The following is a 23,030-nucleotide window of genomic DNA, read 5'->3' on the forward strand; positions in this document are numbered from 1 at the left end:
AGCCTTGTCACGGCGCGGGGAAAGCCATTGCCGCACGGTCAGCGGCTGCTGTTAGCCTCAGGGCCGCATTCCAGTCGTTCGGTCACCGGACCGAAAAAACTTCATCCCCGGGGGAACCATGAGCCAGCCCTGGCAGCAGCAGCCGCAGCAGCCCGGCCAGAATCCGTACGCCCAGCAGCCGCAGCAGCCGGGACAGAACCCCTACGGCCAGCAGCCCCAGCAGCCCGGTGGTTACGGCTACCCGCCCCAGCAGCCCCAGCCGGGCGGCCGGCCCGGCGGCTTCCCCGGTGACCAGGGCGGCTTCCCGCCCCCGCCGCCGCCCGCGGGACGCCAGGGCAACGCCGGCCTGGCGATCGGCGCCGGCATCGTCGCGATGCTCGTCGGCGCGGTGGTCTACGGCTTCATCCTCAAGGAGGCCGAGGTCCAGATCGGCTATCTGGCGGCCGGTACCGGCGCGCTGATCGGCCTCGCCCTCGGCAAGCTCGGCGGGCGCAACACGGTCCTGCCGTTCCTGGGCATCGCGCTGGGCCTGCTGAGCGTCTACCTCGGCCAGGTCTTCGGCCTCGCCATGGCGTTCAGCGACATCCCCGGCGCCCCCGGCTTCTTCGACGTCCTCATCGACCACTTCGGTGACATCAACGAGGCACTGAAGAGCGAGCTGGAGGCCATCGACTACCTCTTCTACGCCCTGGGCGGCGCCGCGGCGTTCAGCATCGCCAAGAAGACCGGCAGCTGACGGCGGCCGTCCCGGGACCCGCGGGCCCCGGGACGGCACCGGCCGCACGGCCCGCACCACACNCATCGTGGTCCGGGCCGCCGTGTGCGTGAGGGGTCCGCGTGGCTAGCTGTGGCGGGACGGGGCGACCGTCACCTCGACCCGCTGGAACTCCTTGAGGTCGGAGTAGCCCGTCGTCGCCATCGCCCGGCGCAGCGCGCCGAAGAAGTTCATCGACCCGTCCGGGATGTGCGAGGGGCCGAGCAGGATCTCCTCCGTGGTGCCGACCGCGCCGAGGTTCATCCGCTTGCCGCGCGGCACCTCGTCGTGCACGGCCTCCATGCCCCAGTGGTGGCCGCGGCCCGGGGCGTCCGTCGCGCGCGCCAGCGGCGAGCCCATCATCACGGCGTCCGCACCGCAGGCCACCGCCTTCGGCAGGTCACCGCTCCAGCCCACGCCGCCGTCGGCGATGACATGGACGTACCGGCCGCCGGACTCGTCGAGGTAGTCCCGGCGGGCGGCGGCCACATCGGCGACGGCGGTCGCCATCGGCACCTGGATGCCGAGCGTGTTGCGGGTGGTGTGCGCGGCGCCGCCGCCGAAGCCGACGAGCACACCGGCCGCGCCGGTGCGCATCAGGTGCAGCGCGGCGGTGTAGGTGGCGCAGCCGCCGACGATCACCGGCACGTCCAGCTCGTAGATGAACTGCTTGAGGTTCAGCGGCTCGGCCGCACCGGACACGTGCTCGGCGGAGACCGTCGTGCCGCGGATGACGAAGATGTCGACCCCGGCGTCCACCACGGCCTTGGAGAACTGGGCGGTGCGCTGCGGGGAGAGCGCGGCGGCGGTGATGACACCGGAGTCGCGCACCTCCTTGATGCGCTGCCCGATCAGGTCCTCCTGGATCGGGGCGGCGTAGATCTCCTGCATGCGCCGGGTCGCGGTGCGCTCGTCCAGCTCGGCGATCTCGGCGAGCAGCGGCTCCGGGTCCTCGTAGCGGGTCCAGAGCCCCTCCAGGTTGAGCACGCCGAGGCCGCCCAACTCACCGATGCGGATCGCCGTGCGCGGCGAGACGACGGAGTCCATCGGGGCGGCCAGGAACGGCAGCTCGAAGCGGTAGGCGTCGATCTGCCAGGCGATCGAGACCTCCTTCGGGTCCCGGGTACGGCGGCTCGGCACCACGGCGATGTCGTCGAACGCGTACGCCTTGCGGCCGCGCTTGCCACGCCCGATCTCGATCTCAGTCACGAATTGGCCTTTCCTGAAGCAGTCTGCCGTCCCAGTATCCCCGAGCGCGCGGCGGCCGGCCGAGGCGGTCTCCGGACGTTCGCGGAACGGCTAGCGCCGGTTGTAGTTCGGGGCCTCGGTGACCATCTGGACGTCGTGCGGGTGGCTCTCCTTGAGGCCCGCGGCGGTGATCCGGACGAACCGGCCCTTCTCCTTCAGCTCGGGGATGTCCGCCGAGCCGACATAGCCCATGGAGGCGCGCAGACCGCCGATGAGCTGGTGCGCGACGGAGCCGAGCGGCCCGCGGTAGGGCACCTGGCCCTCGATGCCCTCGGGGACGAGCTTGTCCTCGGAGAGCACGTTGTCCTGGAAGTAGCGGTCCTTGGAGTAGGAACGGCCCTGGCCGCGCGACTGCATCGCGCCGAGCGAGCCCATCCCGCGGTACGACTTGAACTGCTTGCCGTTGATGAAGACCATCTCACCCGGCGACTCCTCGCAGCCCGCGAGCAGGCTGCCCAGCATCACGGTGTCCGCGCCGGCGGCGATTGCCTTCGCGATGTCGCCGCTGTGCTGGAGGCCGCCGTCGCCGATGAGCGGCACCCCGGCGGCGTGGCAGGCGCGGGCGGCCTCGTGGATCGCGGTGACCTGCGGTACGCCGATGCCCGCGATGACGCGGGTGGTGCAGATGGAGCCGGGGCCCACGCCGACCTTCACACCGTCCACGCCGGCGTCGATGAGCGCCTGCGCGCCGTCCCGGGTGGCGACGTTGCCGCCGACCACGTCCACGTCGATGTTGGACTTGATCTTGGCGATCATGTCGAGGATGCCGCGGCTGTGGCCGTGCGCGCTGTCCACGACCAGGAAATCGGTGCCGGCCTCCACCAGGGCCTGCGCCCGGGCGTACGCCTCGTCGCCCACGCCCACCGCGGCGCCGACGAGCAGCCGGCCCTCGGCGTCCTTCGCGGCGTTCGGGTACTGCTCGGCCTTGACGAAGTCCTTGACCGTGATCAGGCCCTTGAGGACGCCGGCGTCGTCGACCAGCGGCAGCTTCTCGATCTTGTGCCGGCGGAGCAGCTCCATGGCGTCCTGGCCGGAGATCCCGACCTTGCCGGTGACCAGCGGCATCGGGGTCATGACCTCGCGGACCTGGCGGCTGCGGTCCATCTCGAAGGCCATGTCGCGGTTGGTGACGATGCCGAGCAGCTTGCCCGCGGCGTCGGTGACGGGCACGCCGCTGATCCGGAACTTCGAGCAGAGGGCGTCGGCGTCGTGCAGGGTGGCGTCGGGCCGGACGGTGATCGGGTCGGTCACCATGCCGGACTCGGAACGTTTCACCAGATCGACCTGGTTGGCCTGGTCCTCGATGGAGAGATTGCGGTGCAGCACGCCGACGCCGCCCTGCCGGGCCATGGCGATGGCCATCCGGGCCTCGGTGACCTTGTCCATGGCCGCCGATACGAGCGGGATGTTGACGCGGACGTTCCGGGAGACCCGGGACCCGGTGTCGACCGCGTTCGGGACGACCTCGGACGCACCCGGCAGCAGGAGCACATCGTCGTATGTCAGCCCGAGCATTGCGAATTTTTCGGGCATTCCGTCGACGTTGTCAGTCATGACACCTTCCCCAGTGCTCTTGCCCAGCGCGGATTTCCCATGCTAACGGGATTCGGAGGTGCGCCATTCCGGTGCGTGCGCTCCCACGGGGAGGTACGGGTCACCCTGCCCGGCCGTGCGCTCGCGGGGGCGGCCGTTCCGCCCTCCGGGCTGCCGCTGTTCCCGGCCGGGGCCGCCGGTTGTTCGTCGACCGGGCCGACCGGTGCTCGTCCGGCTGCCACTGTTCCCGGCCGGGGGCTGCCGGGGCCGGACACCGGGGCCGGACACCGGGGCCGTGCGGCTCCGGGATTGCCGGTCCGGGGCTGCCGGGGTCGAGGCCGGGGCTGCCGGGGTCGAGGCCGGGGCGGCCGGGACCGTGCGCCGGCCGGGCCGTCACTGCTCGGCGAGCGCCCGGAGCCGGCTCAGCGCGCGGTGCTGGGCGACCCGGACCGCGCCGGGCGACATCCCGAGCAGATGCCCGGTCTCCTCGGCGGTCAGCCCGACGGCGACCCGCAGCAGCACCAGCTCGCGCTGGTTCTGCGGAAGATTGGCGAGCAACTTCTTGGCCCAGGCGGCGTCGCTGTTCAGCAGGGCCCGCTCCTCCGGCCCCAGCGAGTCGTCCGGCTGCTCCGGCATCTCGTCGGAGGGCACCGCGGTGCTGCCGGGGCCGCGCATCGCGGCGCGCTGCAGATCGGCGACCTTGTGCGCGGCGATGGCGAAGACGAACGCCTCGAAGGGTCTGCCGGTGTCGCGGTAGCGCGGCAGCGCGCAGAGCACCGCGAGGCAGACCTCCTGCGCCAGGTCGTCGACGAAGTGCCGGGCGTCACCGGGCAGCCGGGAGAGGCGGGTGCGGCAGTAGCGCAGGGCGAGCGGGTGCACGAAGGCCAGCAGGTCGTCGGTGGCCCGCTCGTCGCCGTCCGCCGCGCGCCGGACGAGGGAGCCGATCTCCCCCAGGTCGCCTCCGGTCATGACAGACCCCGGCTTCTCGTCGTTGCGCATCGGTCCATGGTGCCTTGGCCCCGGACCTTCCGCGGCACCGCGTCCGTAGTTGTGCATCGAAGCGTTATGAGCGGGCGCGCCGGTTGCCATGTCCTGCGCCCTCCCCCCGACCGAGCCGTCCCCGAGGAACTCCATACCCCCAAGGATGCGCCAGGTCGCGCGAAACGGGGACGTGACCCCGGTCGCGTCCGCAAGTGGTGCGCCCTCGCCCGCCGTCGGCGGGCGAGGACCACAGGGCGCGCACCGTCAGCGGACCAGGCCCCAGCGGAAGCCGAGGGCGACGGCGTGGGCGCGGTCCGAGGCGCCGAGCTTCTTGAACAGACGGCGGGCGTGCGTCTTGACCGTGTCCTCCGAAAGAAACAGCTCACGGCCGATCTCGGCGTTCGACCGGCCGTGGCTCATGCCTTCCAGGACCTGGATCTCGCGGGCCGTGAGGGTCGGGGCCGCGCCCATCTCGGCGGACCGCAGCCGCCGCGGGGCCAGCCGCCAGGTCGGGTCCGCGAGCGCCTGTGTCACGGTGGCCCTCAGCTCGGCGCGCGAGGCGTCCTTGTGCAGATAACCGCGGGCGCCCGCGGCGACGGCCAGCGCGACCCCGTCGAGGTCCTCCGCGACCGTGAGCATGATGATCCGGGCGCCGGGGTCGGCCGAGAGCAGTCTGCGCACGGTCTCGACGCCGCCCAGCCCGGGCATGCGTACGTCCATCAGAATCAGGTCCGAGCGGTCGGCGCCCCAGCGGCGGAGCACCTCCTCGCCGTTGGCAGCCGTCGTCACGCGCTCGACGCCGGGCACGGTCGCGACCGCGCGGCGCAGCGCCTCTCGGGCAAGCGGGGAATCGTCGCAGACGAGGACGGATGTCATGACTCTTGCCCTCCGCCGCTCTCACAGCTGCTGCGCGTCACCTTGAGCCTCCAGGCTGGTACGGATTCGTCACCTGGGCGGTCGGCCGCACCTCGGACATGAGTCCGGGCGCTTGTCCGGTCAACCGCCTCCGCCCCTTCAACGACGGTCACCCGAAAGAGTTACGGGCACACTCTCCGTCTCTGACCAGGGCCTCCGACCGAACCATGCCCTATTTGGAGCCTTTTCTGCGGCATTGACGGTGATGGTAGCTAGATTCGCAATGAGTCATATTTTCAGGTGGTTACACATCAGATGTACGGTCGTGGGCACTGTAGCCGTACCGCACACCCCGAGGAGATGAGCCATGGCAGATTTCTCCCGCCTTCCCGGGCCCAACGCCGACCTGTGGGACTGGCAGCTGCTGGCTGCCTGCCGCGGGGTCGACAGCTCACTCTTCTTCCACCCGGAAGGGGAGCGCGGCGCGGCCCGCAGCGCACGCGAGACCTCGGCGAAGGAGGTCTGCATGCGCTGCCCCGTGCGCGCCCAGTGCGCGGCACACGCCCTCGCGGTACGGGAGCCGTACGGCGTCTGGGGCGGCCTGACCGAGGACGAACGCGAGGAACTGATGGGAAGGGCCCGGAACCGGCTCGTCACCACCAGCGGCCCGCCCAGCTGACCACCGAAACCGCGGCACGGGGGAGAAGAAACGTTTCAGCAGATCAGTCGGGACGCCCTCGCCCGGCAGGTCACGCAACGGGGCTCTACAGCACGTAACGGCAGGTCACCGCGCGGCACGGCACCACTGCGCGGCAGCCCGCGGCACGGCACCACGACACGGCACGTGAACGCCGGGACACGGCACGGATGACGGCACGGCACCCGGCCGGACCTCCGCGGCCCCGGGCGTCTCGTCAGCCCGCCGCTTCCCGGCCCGCCGCCGCTTCCCGGCCCGCCGCCGATTCCGCGCCCGCCGACGCTTCCCTTGCCGCCGCCGATTCCAGCCGGTCGAGCATCGCCGCCACCGCGGGCACCCGCTCCAGGTCCGGCAGTGTGAGCGCGACGACCTCCCGCCGCACCGCGGGCTCCACCGGCAGCGTCACCACACCCCGCGGGCGTACGGAGGCCAGCGCCAGCTCCGGCAGCACCGCCACTCCGAGCCCGGCACCGACCAGCCCGACGACGGCCGGGTAGTCGTCCGTCGCGAAGTCGATCCGCGGCGTGAAGCCCGTGCCCTCGCAGACCTCGACCAGATGACTGCGGCACCGCGGACAGCCCGCGATCCAGGTCTCCTCCGCCAGCTCGGCGAGCCCGACCCGGCCCGCCCCGGCACACCGGTGGCCGTCCGGGAGCACGGCCACCAGCCGGTCGGTCAGCAGCGGCCGCGCCACCAGGCCCTCCCAGCCCGCGTCCCGCGTACCGCCGCCGGCCCCGGCGCCCGGTCCCGGCCCCTCGCCCGCTCCGCGCCCGGCCGCAGCGGCGGCGGCGGAGGAGGCCCCTCCGCCGCGCCCGGCGCGGTCCCCGGACGGCGCCGCCGCCTGCGGATAACGGAAGGCCAGCGCGATGTCGCAATCACCCGACCGGAGCATGTCCACCGACCGCGGGGGCTCCGCCTCCACCAGTGAGACCTCGATGCCGGGATGCCCGGCGCGCAGCGCCGCGAGCGCACCTGGAACCAGCGCCGAGCTGCCGCTGGGGAACGACACCAGCCGGACCCGGCCCGCCCGCAGCCCCGCGATCGCCGCGACCTCCTCCTCGGCGGCCGCCAGTCCCGCCAGCACCCCGGCCGCGTGCCGCAGCAGCGCCTCGCCGGCCTGGGTCAGCCGGGTGTCCCGGCCGCTGCGGAGGAGCAGTGGGGTGCCCGCGGACTGCTCCAGGGCGCGCATCTGCTGGCTGACCGCGGGCTGGGTGCAGCCCAGCTCGCGGGCGGCGGCGGAGAAGGAGCCGCAGGCGGCGACGGCGCGGAGCACTCTCAGATGACGGGCCTCGATCACCTCTCAACCATAAGTCGAGCTTTGACACCAGCCATAATTCCCTCGCATGCGCCGCAGGCAGCCGGTTAGCGTTCCCGGCATGCGTCTTCTCTCCGTCAACGTGGGCCGTCCCCACCGCTCCGACCACACCGACCAGGCGCAGGGGGTGACCGGAATCCGCAAGCAGCCCGTCGAGGGCCCGGTCGCCGTCGCCGCGCCGGGCCCGAAGGGCACCGGCGGCAGCGGTCTCGCCGGGGACTCGGTGTGCGACCTGCGGCACCACGGCGGCAACGACCAGGCCGTCTACGCCTTCGCCCGCGAGGACCTCGACGGCTGGGAGGCCGAGCTGGGCCGCCCGCTGCCGAACGGCTCGTTCGGCGAGAACCTCACCACCACCGGCGTCGACGTGAACGGCGCGCTGATCGGCGAGCGCTGGCGGGTCGGCCCGGATCTGCTGCTGGAGGTGTGCGCGGCCCGCATCCCGTGTCTGACCTTCCAGGGCGAACTCGGCGAGATGGGTGTCCTGCCGGCGAAGGGCGGGCGGCCGGGGGCGGGCTGGGTGAAGCGGTTCACCCGCGCCGCGGCCCCCGGGGCGTATCTGCGGGTCGTCGAGCCCGGTTCGATCCGGGTGGGCGACCCGGTCCGCGTCGAGCACCGGCCGGAGCACGAGGTGACCGTGTCGTTCCTCTTCCGCGCCGAGACCCTCGAACGCGAACTGCTGCCGCGGATCCTCGCCGCGGGCGACGCCCTGCACCCGGAGGCCCTCGCGGAGGCACGCAGGTACGCGGGCGAGCACGCGTCCTGAACGACGACGCGTCCCGAACCCGTCCCGAACCGAAGCGGCGGCGGCGCCGTCCCGGCCCGCCGCCGCGCCGCTCCCCCGCCTCCGCCTCCCGCGAACCCGCCCGCACCACCGTTCCGCGGCCTCCGCCCGCGCCCCGTCCCGGCGCGCACCGCTTCTCCCCCGCCCTCCGCCCGGTCCCGGCGCGCACCGCCTGTCCCCGGCCTCCGCCCCCGCCCGTCCCCGGTGCGGCCGTGCGCCTGCGGTGGTACCCCGAGTCCCGGATCCGGGACGGTCCGGGGTCCGGTGGGGGCTCGCCCCGATGGCCGGGCGGAGCCGGATCGCGAGCATGTTGGCATGTCCTTGCGAAGAACCCTCCGCCGTGTGCTGCTCGTCCTCGGCTCGGCCGCCCTGGCTCTCGTCCTGGTGTTCGCCGGCGCCGTCACCTGGCTGTGGACCACCGCGGACGTTCACACGGCCGGCCGGGTGGACTTCGACGAGAAGCTCGCCGTCCCGCCGCTCGCCGAGTCGCGCGTTGACGATCGGGGGCGGCGGGTGTTCGACCTGTCCATGCGCACGGGCAGCAAGGAGTTCCGCCCCGGCCGCTCGACGCCGACCTGGGGCTTCAACGGTGACCACCTCGGGCCGACGCTGCGCGCGAAGCGCGGCGAGCGGGTCCTCGTCAACGTACGCAACGAGCTGCCGGAGGCGTCCACCGTCCACTGGCACGGCATGCGGCTGCCCGCCCGGATGGACGGCGGCCCGCACCAGATGGTGCCGCCGCGCGGCCGGTGGTCGCCGGCCTGGGAGGTCGACCAGCCCGCAGCGACGCTCTGGTACCACCCGCATCCGCACGGCGCGACCGCGAAACACGTGCGGCGCGGACTGGCCGGGATGTTCATCCTGGACGACGAACGCTCGGCGGACCTGAAGCTGCCCGACGACTACGGCGTGGACGACATCCCCGTGATCGTGCAGGACGTCCGCTTCGACGGGGACCGGTTCGACGACGGTCAGCCGCTGATGTCCAACTCCGGGTCCCTCGGCGACCGGACCATGGTCAACGGCACTCTCGCGCCGTACCACGAGGTCCGGGACGAGGCCGTACGGCTGCGGCTGGTCAACGCCTCCAGCGCCCGCGTCTACTCCTTCGGCTTCGCGGACGGCCGGGACTTCTCCCTCGTCGGCACGGACGGCGGGCTGCTGGAGAGGCCCGTCGGGCTGAGCCGGCTGGAGATGTCACCGGGCGAGCGGGCGGAGATCGTGCTGCGGATGCGGCCGGGCGGACGGACGGTGCTGCGCAGCTTCCCGCACGACGGCGGCGACGCCTGGCAGGACCGGTTCAACGGCAACGACGACTCCTTCGACGTGCTCCAGTTGCGCGCGGCCGGGACGCTCCGGGACTCCCCCGCGCTGCCCGGCGAGCTGGTCCGGCCCGGTCTCCCGGACGGCGGTGACGCCGTGCGGACACGGGACTTCGGGCTGCGGACGTCCGGGATCAACGGCCGCGAGATGGCGATGGACCGGATCGACTTCGCCGTCACCCGCGGCACCACGGAGATCTGGAAGGTCACCAACGAGGACGGTGTCCCGCACAACTTCCACGTGCACGACGTGCGGTTCCGGGTGCTCTCGGTGGACGGCCGCGAGCCGCCGCCGGAGCTGCGCGGCCCGAAGGACACCGTGCACATGCCGGGCGGGAGGTCGGTGCGGCTGGCGGTGGCCTTCGACGGACCGGCCGATCCGGACACTCCGTACATGTACCACTGCCATCTGCTGCGCCACGAGGACCGGGGAATGATGGGGCAGTTCGTGGTGGTGGAGAAGGGCGGGCGGCCGGGCACGGTCGACGCCCCGGACCCGCACGGCGGCCACTGAGCGGGGCGGATACCGTGCCCTCATGACGACTGCGTTGATTACCGGGGCGACGGCAGGCATCGGTGCCGCGTTCGCCCGGCGGCTGGCCGCCGACGGGCACAGCCTCGTGCTGGTCGCCCGGGACGGGAAGCGGCTCCGCGAGCAGGCCGGCGAGCTGCACGACCGGCACGGTGTCGAGGTGGGCGTGCTGCCCGCGGACCTCGCGTCGGACGGGGGGATCGACGCGGTCGGCGCCCGGCTGAACGACCACGCCCACCCCGTGGACCTGCTGGTCAACAACGCGGGCTTCGGGCACAAGGGCGCCTTCCTCGACGTCCCGGTCGCCGACGAGCTGACCATGCTCAAGGTGCATGTCGAGGCGGTGCTGCGGCTGACGACCGAGGCGGTGTCCGGGATGCGGGACCGGGGGCGCGGCGGCGTGATCAACCTGGCGTCGGTGGCGGCGTTCGTGCCGCGCGGGACGTACGGCGCGAGCAAGGCGTGGGTGGTCCAGTTCACCCAGGGCGCGGCCCGGGACGTGGCGGGCTCGGGGGTCCGGCTGATGGCGCTGTGCCCGGGATTCGTCCGTACGGAGTTCCACCAGCGGGCCGGGATGGGCACGGGGAACATCCCCGGCTGGATGTGGCTGGACGCGGACCGGGTGGTCGAGGCGGGGCTGAAGGACTACGCGCAGGGCAAGACCCTGAGCATCCCGGACCCGCGCTACAAGGTCATCAACGGCCTGGTGAAGCTGGCGCCGCGCGGGCTGCTGGGCGGTGTGACGTCCCGGGCGGGCCGCAAGTACGGGCCGCAGTACCGGGCGAAGTAGCCGGGGCCGGGCAGCCGGGTGCAGCAGGACTGAGCAGCCCGGGGCCGGCAGCCCGGCGGCCGGGCGGGGCAGCGGGCGCCCCCTCCGCGGACGCGCCGAAGCCGGCACCCCCGCGGAGGGGGTGCCGGCTTCGTACGTTCCGGTCAGCGGCGGCTCACTCAGTGCGAGTGGCCGTGACCGCCGGCGGCGGCCGGCTCCTCCTCCTCCGGCTTCTCGACGACCAGGGTCTCGGTCGTGAGCAGCAGGGAGGCGATGGAGGCGGCGTTCTCCAGGGCGGAGCGGGTGACCTTGACCGGGTCGATGACGCCGGCCTTCACCAGGTCGCCGTACTCGCCGGTCGCGGCGTTGTAGCCGTGGCCCTTCTCCAGCTCGGCGACCTTCGAGGTGATGACGTAGCCCTCGAGGCCGGCGTTCTCGGCGATCCAGCGGAGCGGCTCGACGACGGCGCGGCGCACCACGGCGACACCGGTGGCCTCGTCGTCCTGCTTGCCCAGCGAGCCGTCGAGCACCTTCGCGGCGTGGACGAGCGCGGAGCCACCACCGGAGACGATGCCCTCCTCGACCGCGGCGCGGGTCGCGGAGATGGCGTCCTCCAGACGGTGCTTCTTCTCCTTGAGTTCGACCTCGGTCGCGGCACCGACCTTGATCACGCACACGCCGCCGGCCAGCTTCGCGAGGCGCTCCTGGAGCTTCTCGCGGTCCCAGTCGGAGTCCGTGGTCTCGATCTCGCCCTTGATCTGGGCGATCCGGCCCTGCACGTCCTCGGCCTTGCCGGCACCGTCGACGATGGTGGTGTCGTCCTTGGTGACCGTGACGCGGCGGGCGGAGCCCAGCACGTCGAGACCGGCCTGGTCGAGCTTGAGGCCGACCTCCTCGGCGATGACGGTCGCACCGGTGAGGGTGGCCATGTCGCCGAGCATCGCCTTGCGGCGGTCACCGAAGCCGGGCGCCTTGACGGCGACGGCGTTGAAGGTGCCGCGGATCTTGTTGACGACGAGGGTGGAGAGCGCCTCGCCCTCGACATCCTCGGCGACGATCAGCAGCGGCTTGGAGGAGCCGGCCTGGATGACCTTCTCCAGCAGCGGCAGCAGGTCCTGGATGGAGGAGATCTTGCCCTGGTGGATCAGGATGTACGGGTCGTCGAGAACGGCCTCCATACGCTCCTGGTCGGTCACCATGTACGGCGAGAGGTAGCCCTTGTCGAAGGCCATGCCCTCGGTGAAGTCGAGCTCCAGGCCGAAGGTGTTGGACTCCTCGACGGTGATGACACCGTCCTTGCCGACCTTGTCCATCGCCTCGGCGATCAGCTCGCCGACCTGCTTGTCCTGGGCGGACAGCCCGGCGACCGCGGCGATGTCCTCCTTGGAGTCGATCGGGCTGGCGGTGGCGAGCAGGTCGTCGGAGACGGCCTTGACCGCGGCGTCGATGCCCTTCTTCAGGGCGGCCGGGGAGGCGCCGGCGGCGACGTTGCGCAGGCCCTCGCGGACCAGCGCCTGGGCCAGCACGGTCGCGGTGGTGGTGCCGTCACCCGCGATGTCGTTGGTCTTGGTCGCCACCTCCTTGACGAGCTGGGCGCCCAGGTTCTCGTAGGGGTCCTCGACCTCGACCTCGCGGGCGATGGTGACGCCGTCGTTGGTGATGGTCGGGGCGCCGAACTTCTTGTCGATGACCACGTTGCGGCCCTTGGGGCCGATGGTGACCTTGACGGTGTCGGCGAGCTTGTTGACGCCGCGCTCGAGGGCGCGGCGGGCGTCCTCGTCAAACTTCAGGATCTTAGCCATGGTTGCTTCAAGTCCTCTCGACGAACTGCGCCCCGGACGCCCGGTGGTTCATACACGGGGAGGCCGGGGCGCAGATCAAAAACTTCTGAAGTGAATTACTTCTCGACGATCGCGAGCACGTCGCGAGCCGAGAGGACGAGGTACTCCTCGCCGTTGTACTTCACCTCGGTGCCGCCGTACTTGCTGTAGAGCACGACATCGCCGACGGAAACGTCGAGCGGAAGACGGTTGCCGTCCTCGAAGCGGCCCGGGCCAACGGCCAGGACGACGCCCTCCTGGGGCTTCTCCTTGGCAGTGTCCGGAATGACCAGGCCCGAAGCCGTGGTCTGCTCGGCGTCGAGCGGCTGGACCACGATGCGGTCCTCGAGCGGCTTGATGGCAACCTTGGAGCTGGCGGTCGTCACGATCCGACCTCCCCCTTCGGAGATCTCACGGGGTTAACTGTCTGAGGTGGCGACCGGGTAAATCCGTCGTCGCGGGTGCCGGACCTGCCCGTCGCTGTGTTTGGCACTCGTGTATGCCGAGTGCCAACGCCGAGACTATGACGCGGTTAGCACTCGGTCAAGCGGAGTGCCAGCGCGGCGCGGCCCGGAGTCTTTGGAACGGGCGCACCACGGCACGGACGCGGGCGTTCCGCGGCACGGACACGGGCCGCGCGGGCACGGAACGCGGGCACGGAACGCGGGCACGGAACGCGGGCACGGAACGCGGGCACGGAAACGGCCCGGCGCCGGGGTTCTCGGGTCGAGAATCCGGGCGCCGGGCCGTTTCCCTGCCCTCGGGACGGGACGGGACGGGTCGGAGCGAGCGGGACGCGGGCAGGCCGGCCCGTCCGCCCGCGCGCGTCACTGCATCGCCGACATGTCCATGTACACGACCTCCCAGAGGTGGCCGTCCGGGTCCTGGAAGGAACGGCCGTACATCGGGCCCTCCTCCATCGTCTCGTTCGAGGCGGACCCTCCCGCGGCCAGCGCGGCGTCCACCAGCCGGTCGACCTCGGCCCGGCTGCCGACCCCGAGGCAGTTGATCGCCTCGGTGGTGCGCGTGGCGTCGGCGATCTCCTTCTTGGTGAACGTCTTGAAGAACGGCTCGGTCATCACCATCACGTAGATCTCGTCGGAGATGACGATGCTGGCCGCGTTCTCGTCGGAGAACTGGGGGTTCGCGGAATAGCCGAGGGCGCTCCAGAAGTCCTTGCTGCGCTGGAGGTCCTTGACGGGAAGGTTGACGAAGATCTGCGTGGCCATGGCCGTCTCTTCTCTCTCGGGCGCCGCTTCCGGTGCCGGGTGCGCCGTGTGGTCTCTACGGGGGGATGGACCGGGCGGCCCGGCGGAACTCATCGGTGTCCGGGGAAGAACTCGAAAGAATTTTCCCGGGCGGTCCTGCCGTCAGACGTAGTCCTCCAACAGCGCCACCGCGAGCCCCTGTCCGGTGGCGGTCCGCAGGACCCGGCGCACCACGTCGGGCATCGTGCCGTCCCAGTCGCGCGGGCCCCGGAAATGGGTGAGGACGATGTCACCGGGCCGCAGCCGCTTCCCGTCGCGGAACTCCATCCGGCCGGGGAACGCCTCCGCCGCCCACAGCGGTACGACGTCGATGCCGCAGGCGGTCGCGGCACGCAGGGTGTCCCGGTCGTAGGCGCCGTAGGGCGGGCGCAGCAGCCGCGGGCGCTCGCCGATCTCCCGTTCCAGGTGGCGCTGCTGGCCGCAGATCTGCTCGCGCTGGCCCGCGTAGGACAGGGACGTCAGATAGGGGTGGTCGAGCGTGTGGTTCTGCACGCGGGAGCCCTGGGCGCGCAGGGTGCGGAAGTAGTCGTAGCCGTCACGGATCAGATAGTGCGAGAGGAAGGCCGAGACCGGTACGTCCAGTTCGTCCAGCATCCGCAGCAGGCGCGGGTCCTTGTGGTCGCCGTCGTCGATGGTGAGGAAGACGACCGGGTCGTCGGTGGGGACCCGGGCGATCACATGGGGCAGCCCGGTCATGTCCGAGCCGCGGCGGAAGCCGGGCGGGGTGTGCAGCTCCGGTTTGGTCCGGGGCGGCGGGGGCGGGAGGAGCGGGGGCTCGGCGAGTCCCCACTTCTCGGCGGCGGCGCGGCGGCGCTCCCTGTCCGCCGGATCCTCCGGGTCGCCCGGGGCCGCCCGGGTTCCCCGGCCCTTCGGGGTCCCCCGGCCCCCGGCCGTGCCCTTGCCGGGGGCTGCCGCCTCCTTCCGGATGCGTTCGGCGGACTCGGCCAGGGCGAGGGCCGTGCCCGCGAGGGGTGCGACGCCGTCGCCGCGGGCGGGCGGCTCGGCGTCCCCGCCGGAGAGGGCCGAGCGGCCGGGGCCGGAGGCCGGGGCGTCGCTCGCCGGCGCCGAGGAGCCGGGCGCGGAGGCGGGGTGGTCCGTCACGGAGGCCGGGGAGTCGGTCACGGAGGCCGAGGCACGGTCGTCCCGCACGCCGGGCGCGGGGGGCCAGCCGTCCTCGGGCGGCTGGGCACAGGCGCCGGAGACGATCCCGGCCAGCGCGAGGCCGAGGACGACACCGGAGGTGCGCGCCCGGCGCCGCGGCCCTTTGCGGTGCGGGTTGTGCCGGTGCGGCTGCCGGTGCGGCGGCCGGCCGTGCGGTTCCGGGGCGGCGCGCGCCCGGGTGGTCCACCCCCGCCCATTTTTGTCGTCTTTTCGTACAAATCCCATGGGCCGGATGCTGCCAGCGCCCGGGAACCTGTCCGTCCCGACACCCCGGCCACCGGCCGCCACCCACCGCATGGCCCACAATGTCCGGGTGAACGACCCCGCCGACGCCTTCGCCGCACTGCTCACCCCGGAGGGCCGGGGGCTCCTCGACAGCCTCCGCGACCACGACCCGGCGCGGGAGCTGGCCACCGCCACCCGGCTGCGCCGCGAGCACCCGGCGGAGCTGGTGTCGGCGGCGCTCGGCCAGGCACGGCTGCGGCAGCGGGCGGCGGCGAAGTTCGGGCCCGGGGACGCGTACCGGATGTACTTCACCCCGAACGGCGTCGAGCAGGCGACGCGCGCCTCCGTCGCCACGTACCGCGCCGGCCGGTTCGCCGCCCTGGGCGTACGGCACGTCGCCGACCTGTGCTGCGGCATCGGCGGCGACGCGATCGCGCTGGCGCGGGCCGGCATACGGGTGCTGGCGGTCGACCGGGACCCCCTCACCTGCGCGGTGGCCCGGGCCAACGCGGAGGCGCTGGGTCTGGCCGGGCTGATCGAGGTGCGCTGCGCGGACGTGACCGAGGTGGACGTGTCGCCGTACGACGCCGTGTTCGCCGATCCGGCACGGCGGGGCGGCCGGGGACGGGTGTTCGACCCGGAGGCGTACTCGCCGCCGCTGTCCTGGGCGGTGGGGGCGGCGCGCCGGACTCCGTACGCGGCGCTGAAGATCGCGCCGGGGGTGCCGCACGAGGCGGTGCCGGACGACGCCGAGGCGGAGTGGATCTCGGACGGCGGGGACGTGAAGGAGGCAGTGCTGTGGTTCGCCACGGGGCCCGCCGACCCCGCAGGAGCAGGCGGCGGCGCAGGCTCAGGCGTATCCGGGACCGGAGCTGGACCTGGAGTTGGATTCGGATCGGGCGGGCCGGCCGCCGACGGTGCCCGGACCCCCGCCCCGGTTCCGGGCGGCCGCCGCGCCACCCTGCTGCCGTCCGGCGCCTCCCTGGCCGGCACCGGCCTTCCGGACCCTCCGGCGGGCCCGGTGGGCCGCTACCTGTACGAGCCGGACGGCGCGGTCATCCGCGCGCACCTGGTGGCGGACGTGGCGGCGGCGCTGGGCGGGCGGCTGATCGACCCGACAATCGCGTACATCACCGCCGACGAGCCGACCCCGACGCCGTACGCGACCCCGTACGAGATCACCGACGCGCTCCCGTTCAACCTGAAGAAGCTCAAGGCGCTGCTGCGCGAGCGCGAGGTCGGCCATCTGACGGTGAAGAAGCGCGGCTCGGCGATCGAACCGGAGGAACTGCGCCGCAAGGTCAAACCGCGCGGGCCGAACGCGGCGACGGTCTTCCTGACCCGGGTCGCGGGCGCTCCGGCGATGCTGACCGGCCGCCCTGTCCGCGGCTGACCGCGTCCGGACCGGTCGGCTGTCCGCGTCCGGACCGGGGCGGCTGTCCGCGTCCGTGTCCGCGTCCGGACCGCGCGGGCGCACAGCCCTTCTCCCACAGCCCCTCCCCCGGAGAGAACGCCCGCGCCCCCCTCGGACCGACCGGCCACTGTCCGGATATCGCTTGCTGAGCCCCGCTGTTGGGACGATCCGCCCCTCGCTACTGACAAAGCGGCAAGCGCTTACTACATTGACCGCTGCTCCCCCTCCATCACCCCCACAACAGGAGCCGCGAACATGAGAAGCGACACCGCGACACCGTTCAGGAAGCGCAAGCCGGCCTTACTGGCCGCCGGTCTGCTCACGACGGCCGCCATGGTGACGACCCTGTGGTCCCCGGCCGGCGCGTCGGAGACCGGCACCGCCGACGCGCCGCGCGCGGCGCTGGCCTGCGGCGACGGCTCGTACCAGGCGGAGGCCGTGAAGGACGGCAACACCTGGACCGCCCGCAACGGCGGCAGCACCGTCTACACCGGCGGCAGCATGCTCGACGCGATGGGCGCGGCCGTGGGCAGCCTCTCCTCGGGGCGCACGTCGAAGGAGCGCGTCGTCGTCCGCGGCTCCGGCGACATCAGCGCGGGCGCCCGGCTCTCCCTGCCCAGCTACACCACGCTCGACGTGTGCGGCACGATCAACGTCACCGGCTCGGGCTCCGGCGACATGGCGCCGATCTACGCCCGCGGCAAGACGGACATCGAAATCCAGAACCTCAAGGTCACGGGCAGCCCGCTGTACGGCATCTTCGCCCGCAACGTCGACAACCTCACCCTGGGCCAGATCGACATGCGGCTCTCCAGCGGCCTCGGCATCCGTGTCGACAACCACGGCGACCGCAACGACCCGTCGTCGAACATCCGGATGGACAACGTCTACGTCTCGGGCGCCAGCTCGCACGCGGTCGAGACGTACGGCGTCGACCACCTCACCGTCGGCACGGTCACCGCCCGCGACGTCGGCGAGTCCGGGCTGCTGCTCAACGACACCACCAACGCCGAGGTCGGCACGGTCGACGCCGAGAACGCGGGCAGCGGCACCGGTTACGCGGCCTTCCGCATGGCCAACCGCAACGGCCGGATCGGCGACAGCTACGCCACCAACATCCACGTCGGCCAGGTCGTCGCGCGCGGCGGCGGACGCGGGATCTTCTGCGTCTCGGAGAGCGGCGGGGCGGTCATCGACCGGGTGGACATCGCCAACACCGGGAACAACTCGATCCTCATCGAGAACTGCTACAACGTGACGGTCGCCGGGCAGAGCGGCACCGTGTCGGGCGGCGGGGAGATCCGGCTGGCGGCCCGCTCGGAGTTCGCGAACAACCGGGACATCACGATCCAGAACCTCACGGTGACGGGCACGTCGATCCGCGAGAGCCCCTGCGGCGAGAACACGACGTTCCGCAACAACAACGTGTCGGGCGGCAGCCAGGACATCTGCTGACGCCGTTCGCCACACCGCCCCGCTCAGCGGTGTCACCGGCCGCGCCTGCCGCCGGTGACACCGCTCGTTCGCGTCTCAGTCTGCGTAGTCCAACAGCTTGGACGTGTCCAGTTTCATGCCGACCGGCACCGGAAGCTCGACCAGGGCCCCGTACGGACAGGTCGCACGGGAGCGGTACTTCCCCCCGACCGGCTGCGAGTGGACCGTGAGGGAACACTCTTCCCGATCGATGAGCAGGTGGACCGGAATGCCCGCGGCCGCATAACCGTCACGCTTGTCCACCCGGTCCCGCCGGTCCGTGTCGGGGTCGTGCGAGGTGACCTCGACGGTCATCAGCACACCGCTGGGCTCCGCCCATTCCCCCTGCCCCACGAAGTGGTCCTCCGGGACGAGCACACCGTCCGGGCGGGCGCGGCCCTTCCGGTAGCTTTCCGTCCGCAGCCCCTGCTCGGGGTACAGCGCCAACTCCGGACGCTGCTGCATGCACTGCTTCACAAGCCACATGACGATGGCCCCGTGAATGCCGTCCGGCACGGGCTTGACCTCGAGTTTTCCCTTGATGAATTCCAGCCGCACGGTCTCCGGGGCCGTGCGGGCAAGCTGCTCGAACTCTTCGACGAGCATCTGTGGCCGGCCTGAAGTCATAGGGCTCATGGTGTCGCCTCCTGACCCCCATGGTGCCCCGGCCACTGCCCGCGAGTCCTGCACCTGCACAGTCATGCGCGGTTCCCTTCGCTGTGACGGCGGCGCGCAGCACACGCTACCGAGCCATAGCCGTGCGCTATGAACCGAATACGTAAAGTCATACCGCCATACCGTCAGACCGAAGGGCCGCTACTGGTTGCCGCCGGGCCGGCGGGTGCGGCACCGCTCAGCCCCAGCTCGAACCAGAGCCCCTTCGCGTACCAGCCGAGCGGGTCCCCCTCCACCGTCCCCCACGACCGGGCCAACGCCTCGACCGGACCGAGCCCGCGCCCCTGTGTGCAGTCCGGGCCCGGCATGGCGGCGGGCGGGCGCGGCCGGACCGCCGAGCCGTCGTACACACCGCCCCGTACGCACGGCGGGCACAGCAGGACGCGCAGCATCAGGCTGTCGCCGTCCGCGTGCAGACAGCTGTTCCCGACCAGCTCCGACGCGCACAGCACGGCACCGTCGACCAGGTCCCCGTCCTGCCCGGCACAGCGCAGCACCGTGCCGACGAAGTCGCGGCAGATCTTCGGGGCGGTGGCGTTGCGCACGCTGTGCGGGGTGTAGACGCAGGACGTGCCGGCGACCGGAACCAGCCGATCGGGGACGCGCCGCTCCAGCGAGGCTTTGGCGTACGGACTCACGGCCAACTCCGGTGTCTCCGGCCGCGGTCGCGGCGCCGATGCGCCACGCTCTCGGCGCCGATCCCAACACAGAGCCGTATGCAAACATCTACTACCGTTCTCTTGAACTTCCACGACAAATAGACCCGTTCGTGTGAGCGCGACACACTGAGAGCGACATTTCCGGAGAGGACGTCATGCCGCCGAGAAGCACCCCAACGGCCCGCCAGCTGCGGCTCGGTACGGAGCTGCGGAGGATGCGCGAACACGCAGGGCTCAGCATTCAGGAGGCCGCCGACGGCTTGGGCATCAACCGGACGCACATCACCAACCTGGAGCTGGCCCGCTTCGGCATCAGCGAGGAGCGTGTGCGAGCGCTCGCCGCGATCTACGCCTGCCCGGACAGCGCGTACGTCGACGCGCTGGCAGCGATGACCCACGACCGCAAGGGCGGCTGGTGGGACGAGTACCGTGGCCGCATCGCGACCGGTGGTCTGGATCTGGCCGAGCTGGAGCACTACGCCACAGAGCTGCGGGTGGCTGAACTCATCCACGTTCCGGGGCTGTTGCAGACGGAGCAGTACGCCCGTGCCGTGCTCGGCGAGGCGATCCCCGCGTGGTCCCCCGCAGAACTTCGCCGCAGACTCTCCCATCGGCTCAAGCGCCGCGACATCCTGGACCGGGATGAGCCGCCACCGTGCACCTTCATCGTTCACGAAGCCGCGCTGCGCACTCGCTTCGGTGGTCGAGCGGTCATGCTCGCCCAGCTCGAAAGCCTGCTGGAGGCGTCGGAACGCGCGAACATCACTCTGCGCGTCCTGCCGATGGACGCAGGCGGGTTTCCGGTGGCCGGTGTGTCGGTCACTTACGCCGCAGGTCCCGTACCACAACTCGACACCGTCCAGCTGGACACCGCGCACGGTGCAATCTTCCTCGACGCGGAATCGCAGCTGGCGAACCACCGGGGCGTTCTCGACGCGGCCGAGCGCGTGTCCCTGCCGGCCGACGCAACGCGTACGTTCATCTCCCGCATCGCCCAACACATGTGAAGGCAGAGCAATGTCCGACCTCACCTGGCAGAAGTCGTCCTACTCCGGGCAGGGTGACGGCGCTTCCTGCGTCGAACTGGCCTCGACCGGCGACACGATCTCGCTCCGCGAGAGCGACGCCCCCGGCACAGCCCTGACGGCGGCACCGGCCGGACTGCAATCGCTGCTGCTCGCCGTCAAGAACGGCCAGTTCGACGGCCGCCCCGTCGGATAGCCGCGTCCAGCACCGCCGTTACCGGCGGGCGGCGCGGGCGAGCCAGGGGCTCAGCAGGTGAGTGAGGATCAGTTCCCTGTACGTCTCGTCGCCGGGCAGCGGCACGATCAGCCACTCGCCCGGCGGGAAGAACCGGCCCTTCACATGGGCCAGCCCGCCGTAGACGGAGCGGAGGAAGGCGGGCACCGAGTCCCGGGGGACGTCCTCGAACTCCACCCCGTCGACCGTGATCCGCGCGTCGTCGTCGGGGAAGAGCCGTACGGCGACGGCGGGCGAGCCGCCCAGTTCGACGTACGCCTCGTGCGGCAGCGAGCCGTCCGGGTCGAGCACGGTGAAGGCACCGGCCCCGAGGCGGCGCGAGGTCCGGTCGGCGCCGATGTCGTCCTCCACCGTCATCTCGCGCTCGTACTCGTGCGCGATCTCACGGATCGCCACGACGGCGGCCTGGGTGGTCGCCAGATGCGGATGGCCCATGGGGCGATGATGCCCCATCCGGCGAGGCGGCTCAGCCGGTTTCGGGGGCGGCGCCGGGGCCGCCGGTGAAGTGCGGCAGCACCATTCCGACCAGCGCGGTGACATCGGCGTCGACCATCGGCCCGCCGGTCATGCCCATCCGGTGGAGCAACGCGCCGACCACCACGTCGATGAAGAACAGGACCCGCTCCTCCGGTTCGCCCAGCGCCTCCTGGAGCGCGAGCCGGTACGGGTCCTGCAACCGCTCGGCCAGGATCCGACGCAGCGCCGGATCGCTGATGGCGTCGCTGAACACGCCGGCGAAGGCGTCACCCACCCCCGGCTCGCCGATCTTCCCCGCGACCCAGCGGATGGCCGACGCCATGATCTCGGCACGGTCGGCGCCCTCCAGCGGCGCCGGGCCGAACGCGTCCAGGAGGCAGTCCACGATCAGCTCGCCCTTCGAGGGCCAGCGCCGGTAGACCGTCGACTTCGCGACGCCGGCCGCGGCAGCGATGCGCTCGACGGTGGCGCGCGCGTAGCCGAGTTCGTCGACCGTGTTCAGCGTCGCGGCGAACAACACCGCGTTGAGGCCGGCGCGCGGCCGGCCGGGCGGTCTGGCGGGCGGCCCGGCGGATGTGCTCGATGACATCCCCACACGGTACCTGTTTCCGCTACCTTGGGTATCGATACTTGAGGTCGCGAAACTCTCGGGTGAGGAGAAGACCATGAGCGAGGCCACTGCCGCGGCCCGGCCGCCGGAGCCGGACTGGACGTCGATGACGGCCGAGGAACTGTTCGCCTACCGCGACGCCGAGAACCGTTTCCGGGCGTCCGACGCGGCGCGGGCGGTGACCGGCGACCCCGACCCCGGTGCCACCGTCCGGTGGCAGCGGGCGGCGCTGCCCGGCCGCGAACTCCCGGTCCGGGTGTACCGGCCGGCGTCCGGGCCGGGTGACGAGGACGGCGGCGAGAACGCCGGGCGGACCGGTCTGCCGCTCGTGCTCCACATTCACGGGGGCGACTTCGTGGGCACGGCGGTGCAGAGCGACTGGGTCAACAGCCACCTCGCCGCCCGGCTGCCCGCCGTCGTCGTCTCGGTCGAGCACCGTCTCCTCGCACCGGGAACTCCGCTGTCGGACGCCTGTGACGACGGCTGGGACGTGCTCCGGCACGTGCTGCGGCACGCCGGGCGGTGGGGCGTCGACCCGGCGCGGGCCGCCGTCCTCGGCGAGAGCTGCGGCGCGTTGATCGGCGCTCTGGCGGTGATCAGGGGCAGCGAGGCCGGCCTGCCGCTCGCGGCGCAAGTGCTGGTCAACCCTGCCGTCGACGTGACCGGCACGATGCTCGACCACGACTCGGTCGCCCGGTACCCCCACACCCCGACCATCACCGAGCCGCAACTGCACCTGTTCCGGCGGCTCGCGGTCCCGCCGGGGACCGACCCCCGCGGGGTCTCGCCGCTGTACGCCGACCACCTCGGCGGTCTGGCTCCGGCGCTCGTGGTGGTGCCGACCCACGATCCGCTGGCCGATCACGGCCGCCGCTACGCCGAACGGCTGCGAGCCGCCGGGACGCCCGCGCGACTCACCGAATACCCGGGCGCCGGACACGCGTTCCTCAGCATGCCGGGACTGGTGCGGCAGGCCGTGACCGCGCGCACGGAGATCCTCGGGTTCCTGCGGGCGTCCCTGGGCGCATGACGCGGCACCGGCGGGCTCCGGCGGCACCGGAAGGCCGGGCGGCGGCCACGGCCGGGCCCGCCACCCGGCCCGCCCCACCGGCACACACCGGGCCGGGCCCGCCACCCGGCTCATCCCACAGGTGCGCACCCGGCCGGACCCGCCGCCCCGCTCATCCCACAGGCACGG

The 23,030-nt window shown here is 72.3% G+C and carries 23 protein-coding genes; 10 read left to right on the forward strand and 13 right to left on the reverse strand.

Annotated features, from left to right (window positions below; all coding sequences use genetic code 11):
• Positions 1 to 118: 118 nt before the first annotated feature.
• On the forward strand, positions 119 to 736 hold the full coding sequence (locus GCU69_RS33065; protein WP_098753578.1) for a hypothetical protein: 618 nt from the start codon (positions 119 to 121) through the stop codon (positions 734 to 736).
• Between the two features lie 105 nt (positions 737 to 841).
• Here the strand turns inward: GCU69_RS33065 and GCU69_RS19910 are convergent, their stop codons facing one another.
• The 4 genes from GCU69_RS19910 to GCU69_RS19925 form a co-directional block, all read right to left on the reverse strand.
• Positions 842 to 1,963, reverse strand: coding sequence for a GuaB3 family IMP dehydrogenase-related protein (locus GCU69_RS19910; RefSeq protein WP_098753577.1), 1,122 nt, complete (start codon positions 1,961 to 1,963; stop codon positions 842 to 844).
• Between the two features lie 90 nt (positions 1,964 to 2,053).
• Positions 2,054 to 3,556, reverse strand: coding sequence for an IMP dehydrogenase (guaB, locus tag GCU69_RS19915; protein WP_098753576.1), 1,503 nt, complete (start codon positions 3,554 to 3,556; stop codon positions 2,054 to 2,056).
• Positions 3,557 to 3,928: 372 nt separating this feature from the next.
• The gene (locus GCU69_RS19920; RefSeq protein WP_098753575.1) at positions 3,929 to 4,534 is read right to left on the reverse strand and encodes a sigma-70 family RNA polymerase sigma factor; all 606 of its coding nucleotides are present in this window, start codon (positions 4,532 to 4,534) and stop codon (positions 3,929 to 3,931) included.
• Between the two features lie 246 nt (positions 4,535 to 4,780).
• Complete coding sequence (locus tag GCU69_RS19925; RefSeq protein WP_003948568.1) at positions 4,781 to 5,392, reverse strand: response regulator transcription factor; 612 nt, start codon at positions 5,390 to 5,392, stop codon at positions 4,781 to 4,783.
• Positions 5,393 to 5,738: 346 nt separating this feature from the next.
• Here GCU69_RS19925 and GCU69_RS19930 point away from each other — a divergent pair, with 346 nt between their 5' ends.
• Positions 5,739 to 6,050, forward strand: coding sequence for a WhiB family transcriptional regulator (locus GCU69_RS19930; RefSeq protein ID WP_098753574.1), 312 nt, complete (start codon positions 5,739 to 5,741; stop codon positions 6,048 to 6,050).
• Between the two features lie 235 nt (positions 6,051 to 6,285).
• On the opposite strand, the gene GCU69_RS19935 is transcribed toward GCU69_RS19930, so the two are convergent.
• A complete protein-coding gene (locus GCU69_RS19935; RefSeq protein WP_156206780.1) occupies positions 6,286 to 7,365 on the reverse strand; it encodes a LysR family transcriptional regulator in 1,080 nt (359 codons plus the stop codon).
• Positions 7,366 to 7,444: 79 nt separating this feature from the next.
• On the opposite strand from GCU69_RS19935, the gene GCU69_RS19940 reads away from it, so the two are divergent.
• From GCU69_RS19940 to GCU69_RS19950, 3 genes are all read left to right on the forward strand, one after another.
• A complete protein-coding gene (locus tag GCU69_RS19940) occupies positions 7,445 to 8,149 on the forward strand; it encodes an MOSC domain-containing protein (protein ID WP_156206781.1) in 705 nt (234 codons plus the stop codon).
• A 333-nt stretch (positions 8,150 to 8,482) separates the two neighbouring features.
• Positions 8,483 to 10,003: a multicopper oxidase family protein gene (locus tag GCU69_RS19945; RefSeq protein WP_156206782.1), complete on the forward strand. Its 1,521-nt coding sequence runs from the start codon at positions 8,483 to 8,485 to the stop codon at positions 10,001 to 10,003.
• A 22-nt stretch (positions 10,004 to 10,025) separates the two neighbouring features.
• Positions 10,026 to 10,811: an SDR family NAD(P)-dependent oxidoreductase gene (locus tag GCU69_RS19950; RefSeq protein ID WP_156206783.1), complete on the forward strand. Its 786-nt coding sequence runs from the start codon at positions 10,026 to 10,028 to the stop codon at positions 10,809 to 10,811.
• A gap of 158 nt (positions 10,812 to 10,969) precedes the next feature.
• Here the strand turns inward: GCU69_RS19950 and groL are convergent, their stop codons facing one another.
• The 4 genes from groL to GCU69_RS19970 all read right to left on the reverse strand — a co-directional run bounded on the left by groL (position 10,970) and on the right by GCU69_RS19970 (position 15,264).
• Positions 10,970 to 12,592, reverse strand: a complete 1,623-nt coding sequence (gene groL / locus GCU69_RS19955; RefSeq protein WP_098753568.1) for a chaperonin GroEL — start codon at positions 12,590 to 12,592, stop codon at positions 10,970 to 10,972.
• A 95-nt stretch (positions 12,593 to 12,687) separates the two neighbouring features.
• On the reverse strand, positions 12,688 to 12,996 hold the full coding sequence (groES, locus tag GCU69_RS19960; RefSeq protein WP_019329594.1) for a co-chaperone GroES: 309 nt from the start codon (positions 12,994 to 12,996) through the stop codon (positions 12,688 to 12,690).
• 441 nt (positions 12,997 to 13,437) lie between these two features.
• Positions 13,438 to 13,839 (reverse strand): VOC family protein, encoded by a 402-nt coding sequence (locus GCU69_RS19965; RefSeq protein WP_098753567.1) that lies wholly within the window; start codon positions 13,837 to 13,839, stop codon positions 13,438 to 13,440.
• Between the two features lie 141 nt (positions 13,840 to 13,980).
• Positions 13,981 to 15,264 (reverse strand): polysaccharide deacetylase family protein, encoded by a 1,284-nt coding sequence (locus tag GCU69_RS19970; RefSeq protein WP_156206784.1) that lies wholly within the window; start codon positions 15,262 to 15,264, stop codon positions 13,981 to 13,983.
• 70 nt (positions 15,265 to 15,334) lie between these two features.
• On the opposite strand from GCU69_RS19970, the gene GCU69_RS19975 reads away from it, so the two are divergent.
• Complete coding sequence (locus tag GCU69_RS19975) at positions 15,335 to 16,657, forward strand: THUMP-like domain-containing protein (protein WP_235978588.1); 1,323 nt, start codon at positions 15,335 to 15,337, stop codon at positions 16,655 to 16,657.
• 276 nt (positions 16,658 to 16,933) lie between these two features.
• Positions 16,934 to 18,133, forward strand: coding sequence for a right-handed parallel beta-helix repeat-containing protein (locus tag GCU69_RS19980; protein ID WP_098753564.1), 1,200 nt, complete (start codon positions 16,934 to 16,936; stop codon positions 18,131 to 18,133).
• 75 nt (positions 18,134 to 18,208) lie between these two features.
• Here the strand turns inward: GCU69_RS19980 and GCU69_RS19985 are convergent, their stop codons facing one another.
• A complete protein-coding gene (locus tag GCU69_RS19985; protein ID WP_098753563.1) occupies positions 18,209 to 18,787 on the reverse strand; it encodes a Uma2 family endonuclease in 579 nt (192 codons plus the stop codon).
• A gap of 164 nt (positions 18,788 to 18,951) precedes the next feature.
• Entirely contained in the window at positions 18,952 to 19,464 is a 513-nt protein-coding gene (locus GCU69_RS19990; RefSeq protein WP_235978587.1) for an ATP-binding protein, read from the reverse strand.
• Between the two features lie 176 nt (positions 19,465 to 19,640).
• On the opposite strand from GCU69_RS19990, the gene GCU69_RS19995 reads away from it, so the two are divergent.
• Together GCU69_RS19995 and GCU69_RS20000 are read left to right on the forward strand one after the other, a co-directional pair.
• Positions 19,641 to 20,492 carry a helix-turn-helix domain-containing protein gene (locus GCU69_RS19995; protein WP_156206786.1) on the forward strand — a complete coding sequence of 284 codons (852 nt, stop codon included), beginning with the start codon at positions 19,641 to 19,643 and terminating at the stop codon, positions 20,490 to 20,492.
• Positions 20,493 to 20,502: 10 nt separating this feature from the next.
• Positions 20,503 to 20,706, forward strand: coding sequence for a DUF397 domain-containing protein (locus GCU69_RS20000; protein WP_156206787.1), 204 nt, complete (start codon positions 20,503 to 20,505; stop codon positions 20,704 to 20,706).
• An 18-nt stretch (positions 20,707 to 20,724) separates the two neighbouring features.
• Here the strand turns inward: GCU69_RS20000 and GCU69_RS20005 are convergent, their stop codons facing one another.
• A complete protein-coding gene (locus tag GCU69_RS20005; RefSeq protein WP_156206788.1) occupies positions 20,725 to 21,180 on the reverse strand; it encodes a hypothetical protein in 456 nt (151 codons plus the stop codon).
• Between the two features lie 31 nt (positions 21,181 to 21,211).
• Positions 21,212 to 21,811 (reverse strand): TetR/AcrR family transcriptional regulator, encoded by a 600-nt coding sequence (locus GCU69_RS20010; protein ID WP_156206789.1) that lies wholly within the window; start codon positions 21,809 to 21,811, stop codon positions 21,212 to 21,214.
• A 76-nt stretch (positions 21,812 to 21,887) separates the two neighbouring features.
• Here GCU69_RS20010 and GCU69_RS20015 point away from each other — a divergent pair, with 76 nt between their 5' ends.
• Positions 21,888 to 22,862: an alpha/beta hydrolase gene (locus GCU69_RS20015; protein ID WP_156206790.1), complete on the forward strand. Its 975-nt coding sequence runs from the start codon at positions 21,888 to 21,890 to the stop codon at positions 22,860 to 22,862.
• Positions 22,863 to 23,030: the final 168 nt, after the last annotated feature.

Source organism: Streptomyces lycii, assembly GCF_009735685.1.
Taxonomy (GTDB): Bacteria; Actinomycetota; Actinomycetes; order Streptomycetales; family Streptomycetaceae; genus Streptomyces; species Streptomyces lycii.

Bases quoted from the DNA above. Each gene is read 5' to 3' on its own strand.
- GCU69_RS19980 (WP_098753564.1), top strand. From the start codon at position 16,934: ATGAGAAGCGACACCGCGACACCGTTCAGGAAGCGCAAGCCGGCCTTA.
- GCU69_RS19920 (WP_098753575.1), bottom strand. From the start codon at position 4,534: ATGCGCAACGACGAGAAGCCGGGGTCTGTCATGACCGGAGGCGACCTG.
- GCU69_RS19930 (WP_098753574.1), top strand. From the start codon at position 5,739: ATGGCAGATTTCTCCCGCCTTCCCGGGCCCAACGCCGACCTGTGGGAC.
- GCU69_RS19950 (WP_156206783.1), top strand. From the start codon at position 10,026: ATGACGACTGCGTTGATTACCGGGGCGACGGCAGGCATCGGTGCCGCG.
- GCU69_RS19945 (WP_156206782.1), top strand. From the start codon at position 8,483: ATGTCCTTGCGAAGAACCCTCCGCCGTGTGCTGCTCGTCCTCGGCTCG.
- guaB (WP_098753576.1), bottom strand. From the start codon at position 3,556: ATGACTGACAACGTCGACGGAATGCCCGAAAAATTCGCAATGCTCGGG.
- GCU69_RS33065 (WP_098753578.1), top strand. From the start codon at position 119: ATGAGCCAGCCCTGGCAGCAGCAGCCGCAGCAGCCCGGCCAGAATCCG.
- GCU69_RS19965 (WP_098753567.1), bottom strand. From the start codon at position 13,839: ATGGCCACGCAGATCTTCGTCAACCTTCCCGTCAAGGACCTCCAGCGC.
- GCU69_RS20000 (WP_156206787.1), top strand. From the start codon at position 20,503: ATGTCCGACCTCACCTGGCAGAAGTCGTCCTACTCCGGGCAGGGTGAC.
- GCU69_RS19970 (WP_156206784.1), bottom strand. From the start codon at position 15,264: ATGGGATTTGTACGAAAAGACGACAAAAATGGGCGGGGGTGGACCACC.
- GCU69_RS20015 (WP_156206790.1), top strand. From the start codon at position 21,888: ATGAGCGAGGCCACTGCCGCGGCCCGGCCGCCGGAGCCGGACTGGACG.
- GCU69_RS19925 (WP_003948568.1), bottom strand. From the start codon at position 5,392: ATGACATCCGTCCTCGTCTGCGACGATTCCCCGCTTGCCCGAGAGGCG.
- GCU69_RS20005 (WP_156206788.1), bottom strand. From the start codon at position 21,180: ATGGGCCATCCGCATCTGGCGACCACCCAGGCCGCCGTCGTGGCGATC.
- GCU69_RS19940 (WP_156206781.1), top strand. From the start codon at position 7,445: ATGCGTCTTCTCTCCGTCAACGTGGGCCGTCCCCACCGCTCCGACCAC.
- groL (WP_098753568.1), bottom strand. From the start codon at position 12,592: ATGGCTAAGATCCTGAAGTTTGACGAGGACGCCCGCCGCGCCCTCGAG.
- GCU69_RS19985 (WP_098753563.1), bottom strand. From the start codon at position 18,787: ATGAGCCCTATGACTTCAGGCCGGCCACAGATGCTCGTCGAAGAGTTC.
- GCU69_RS20010 (WP_156206789.1), bottom strand. From the start codon at position 21,811: ATGTCATCGAGCACATCCGCCGGGCCGCCCGCCAGACCGCCCGGCCGG.
- GCU69_RS19975 (WP_235978588.1), top strand. From the start codon at position 15,335: ATGGCCCACAATGTCCGGGTGAACGACCCCGCCGACGCCTTCGCCGCA.
- GCU69_RS19995 (WP_156206786.1), top strand. From the start codon at position 19,641: ATGCCGCCGAGAAGCACCCCAACGGCCCGCCAGCTGCGGCTCGGTACG.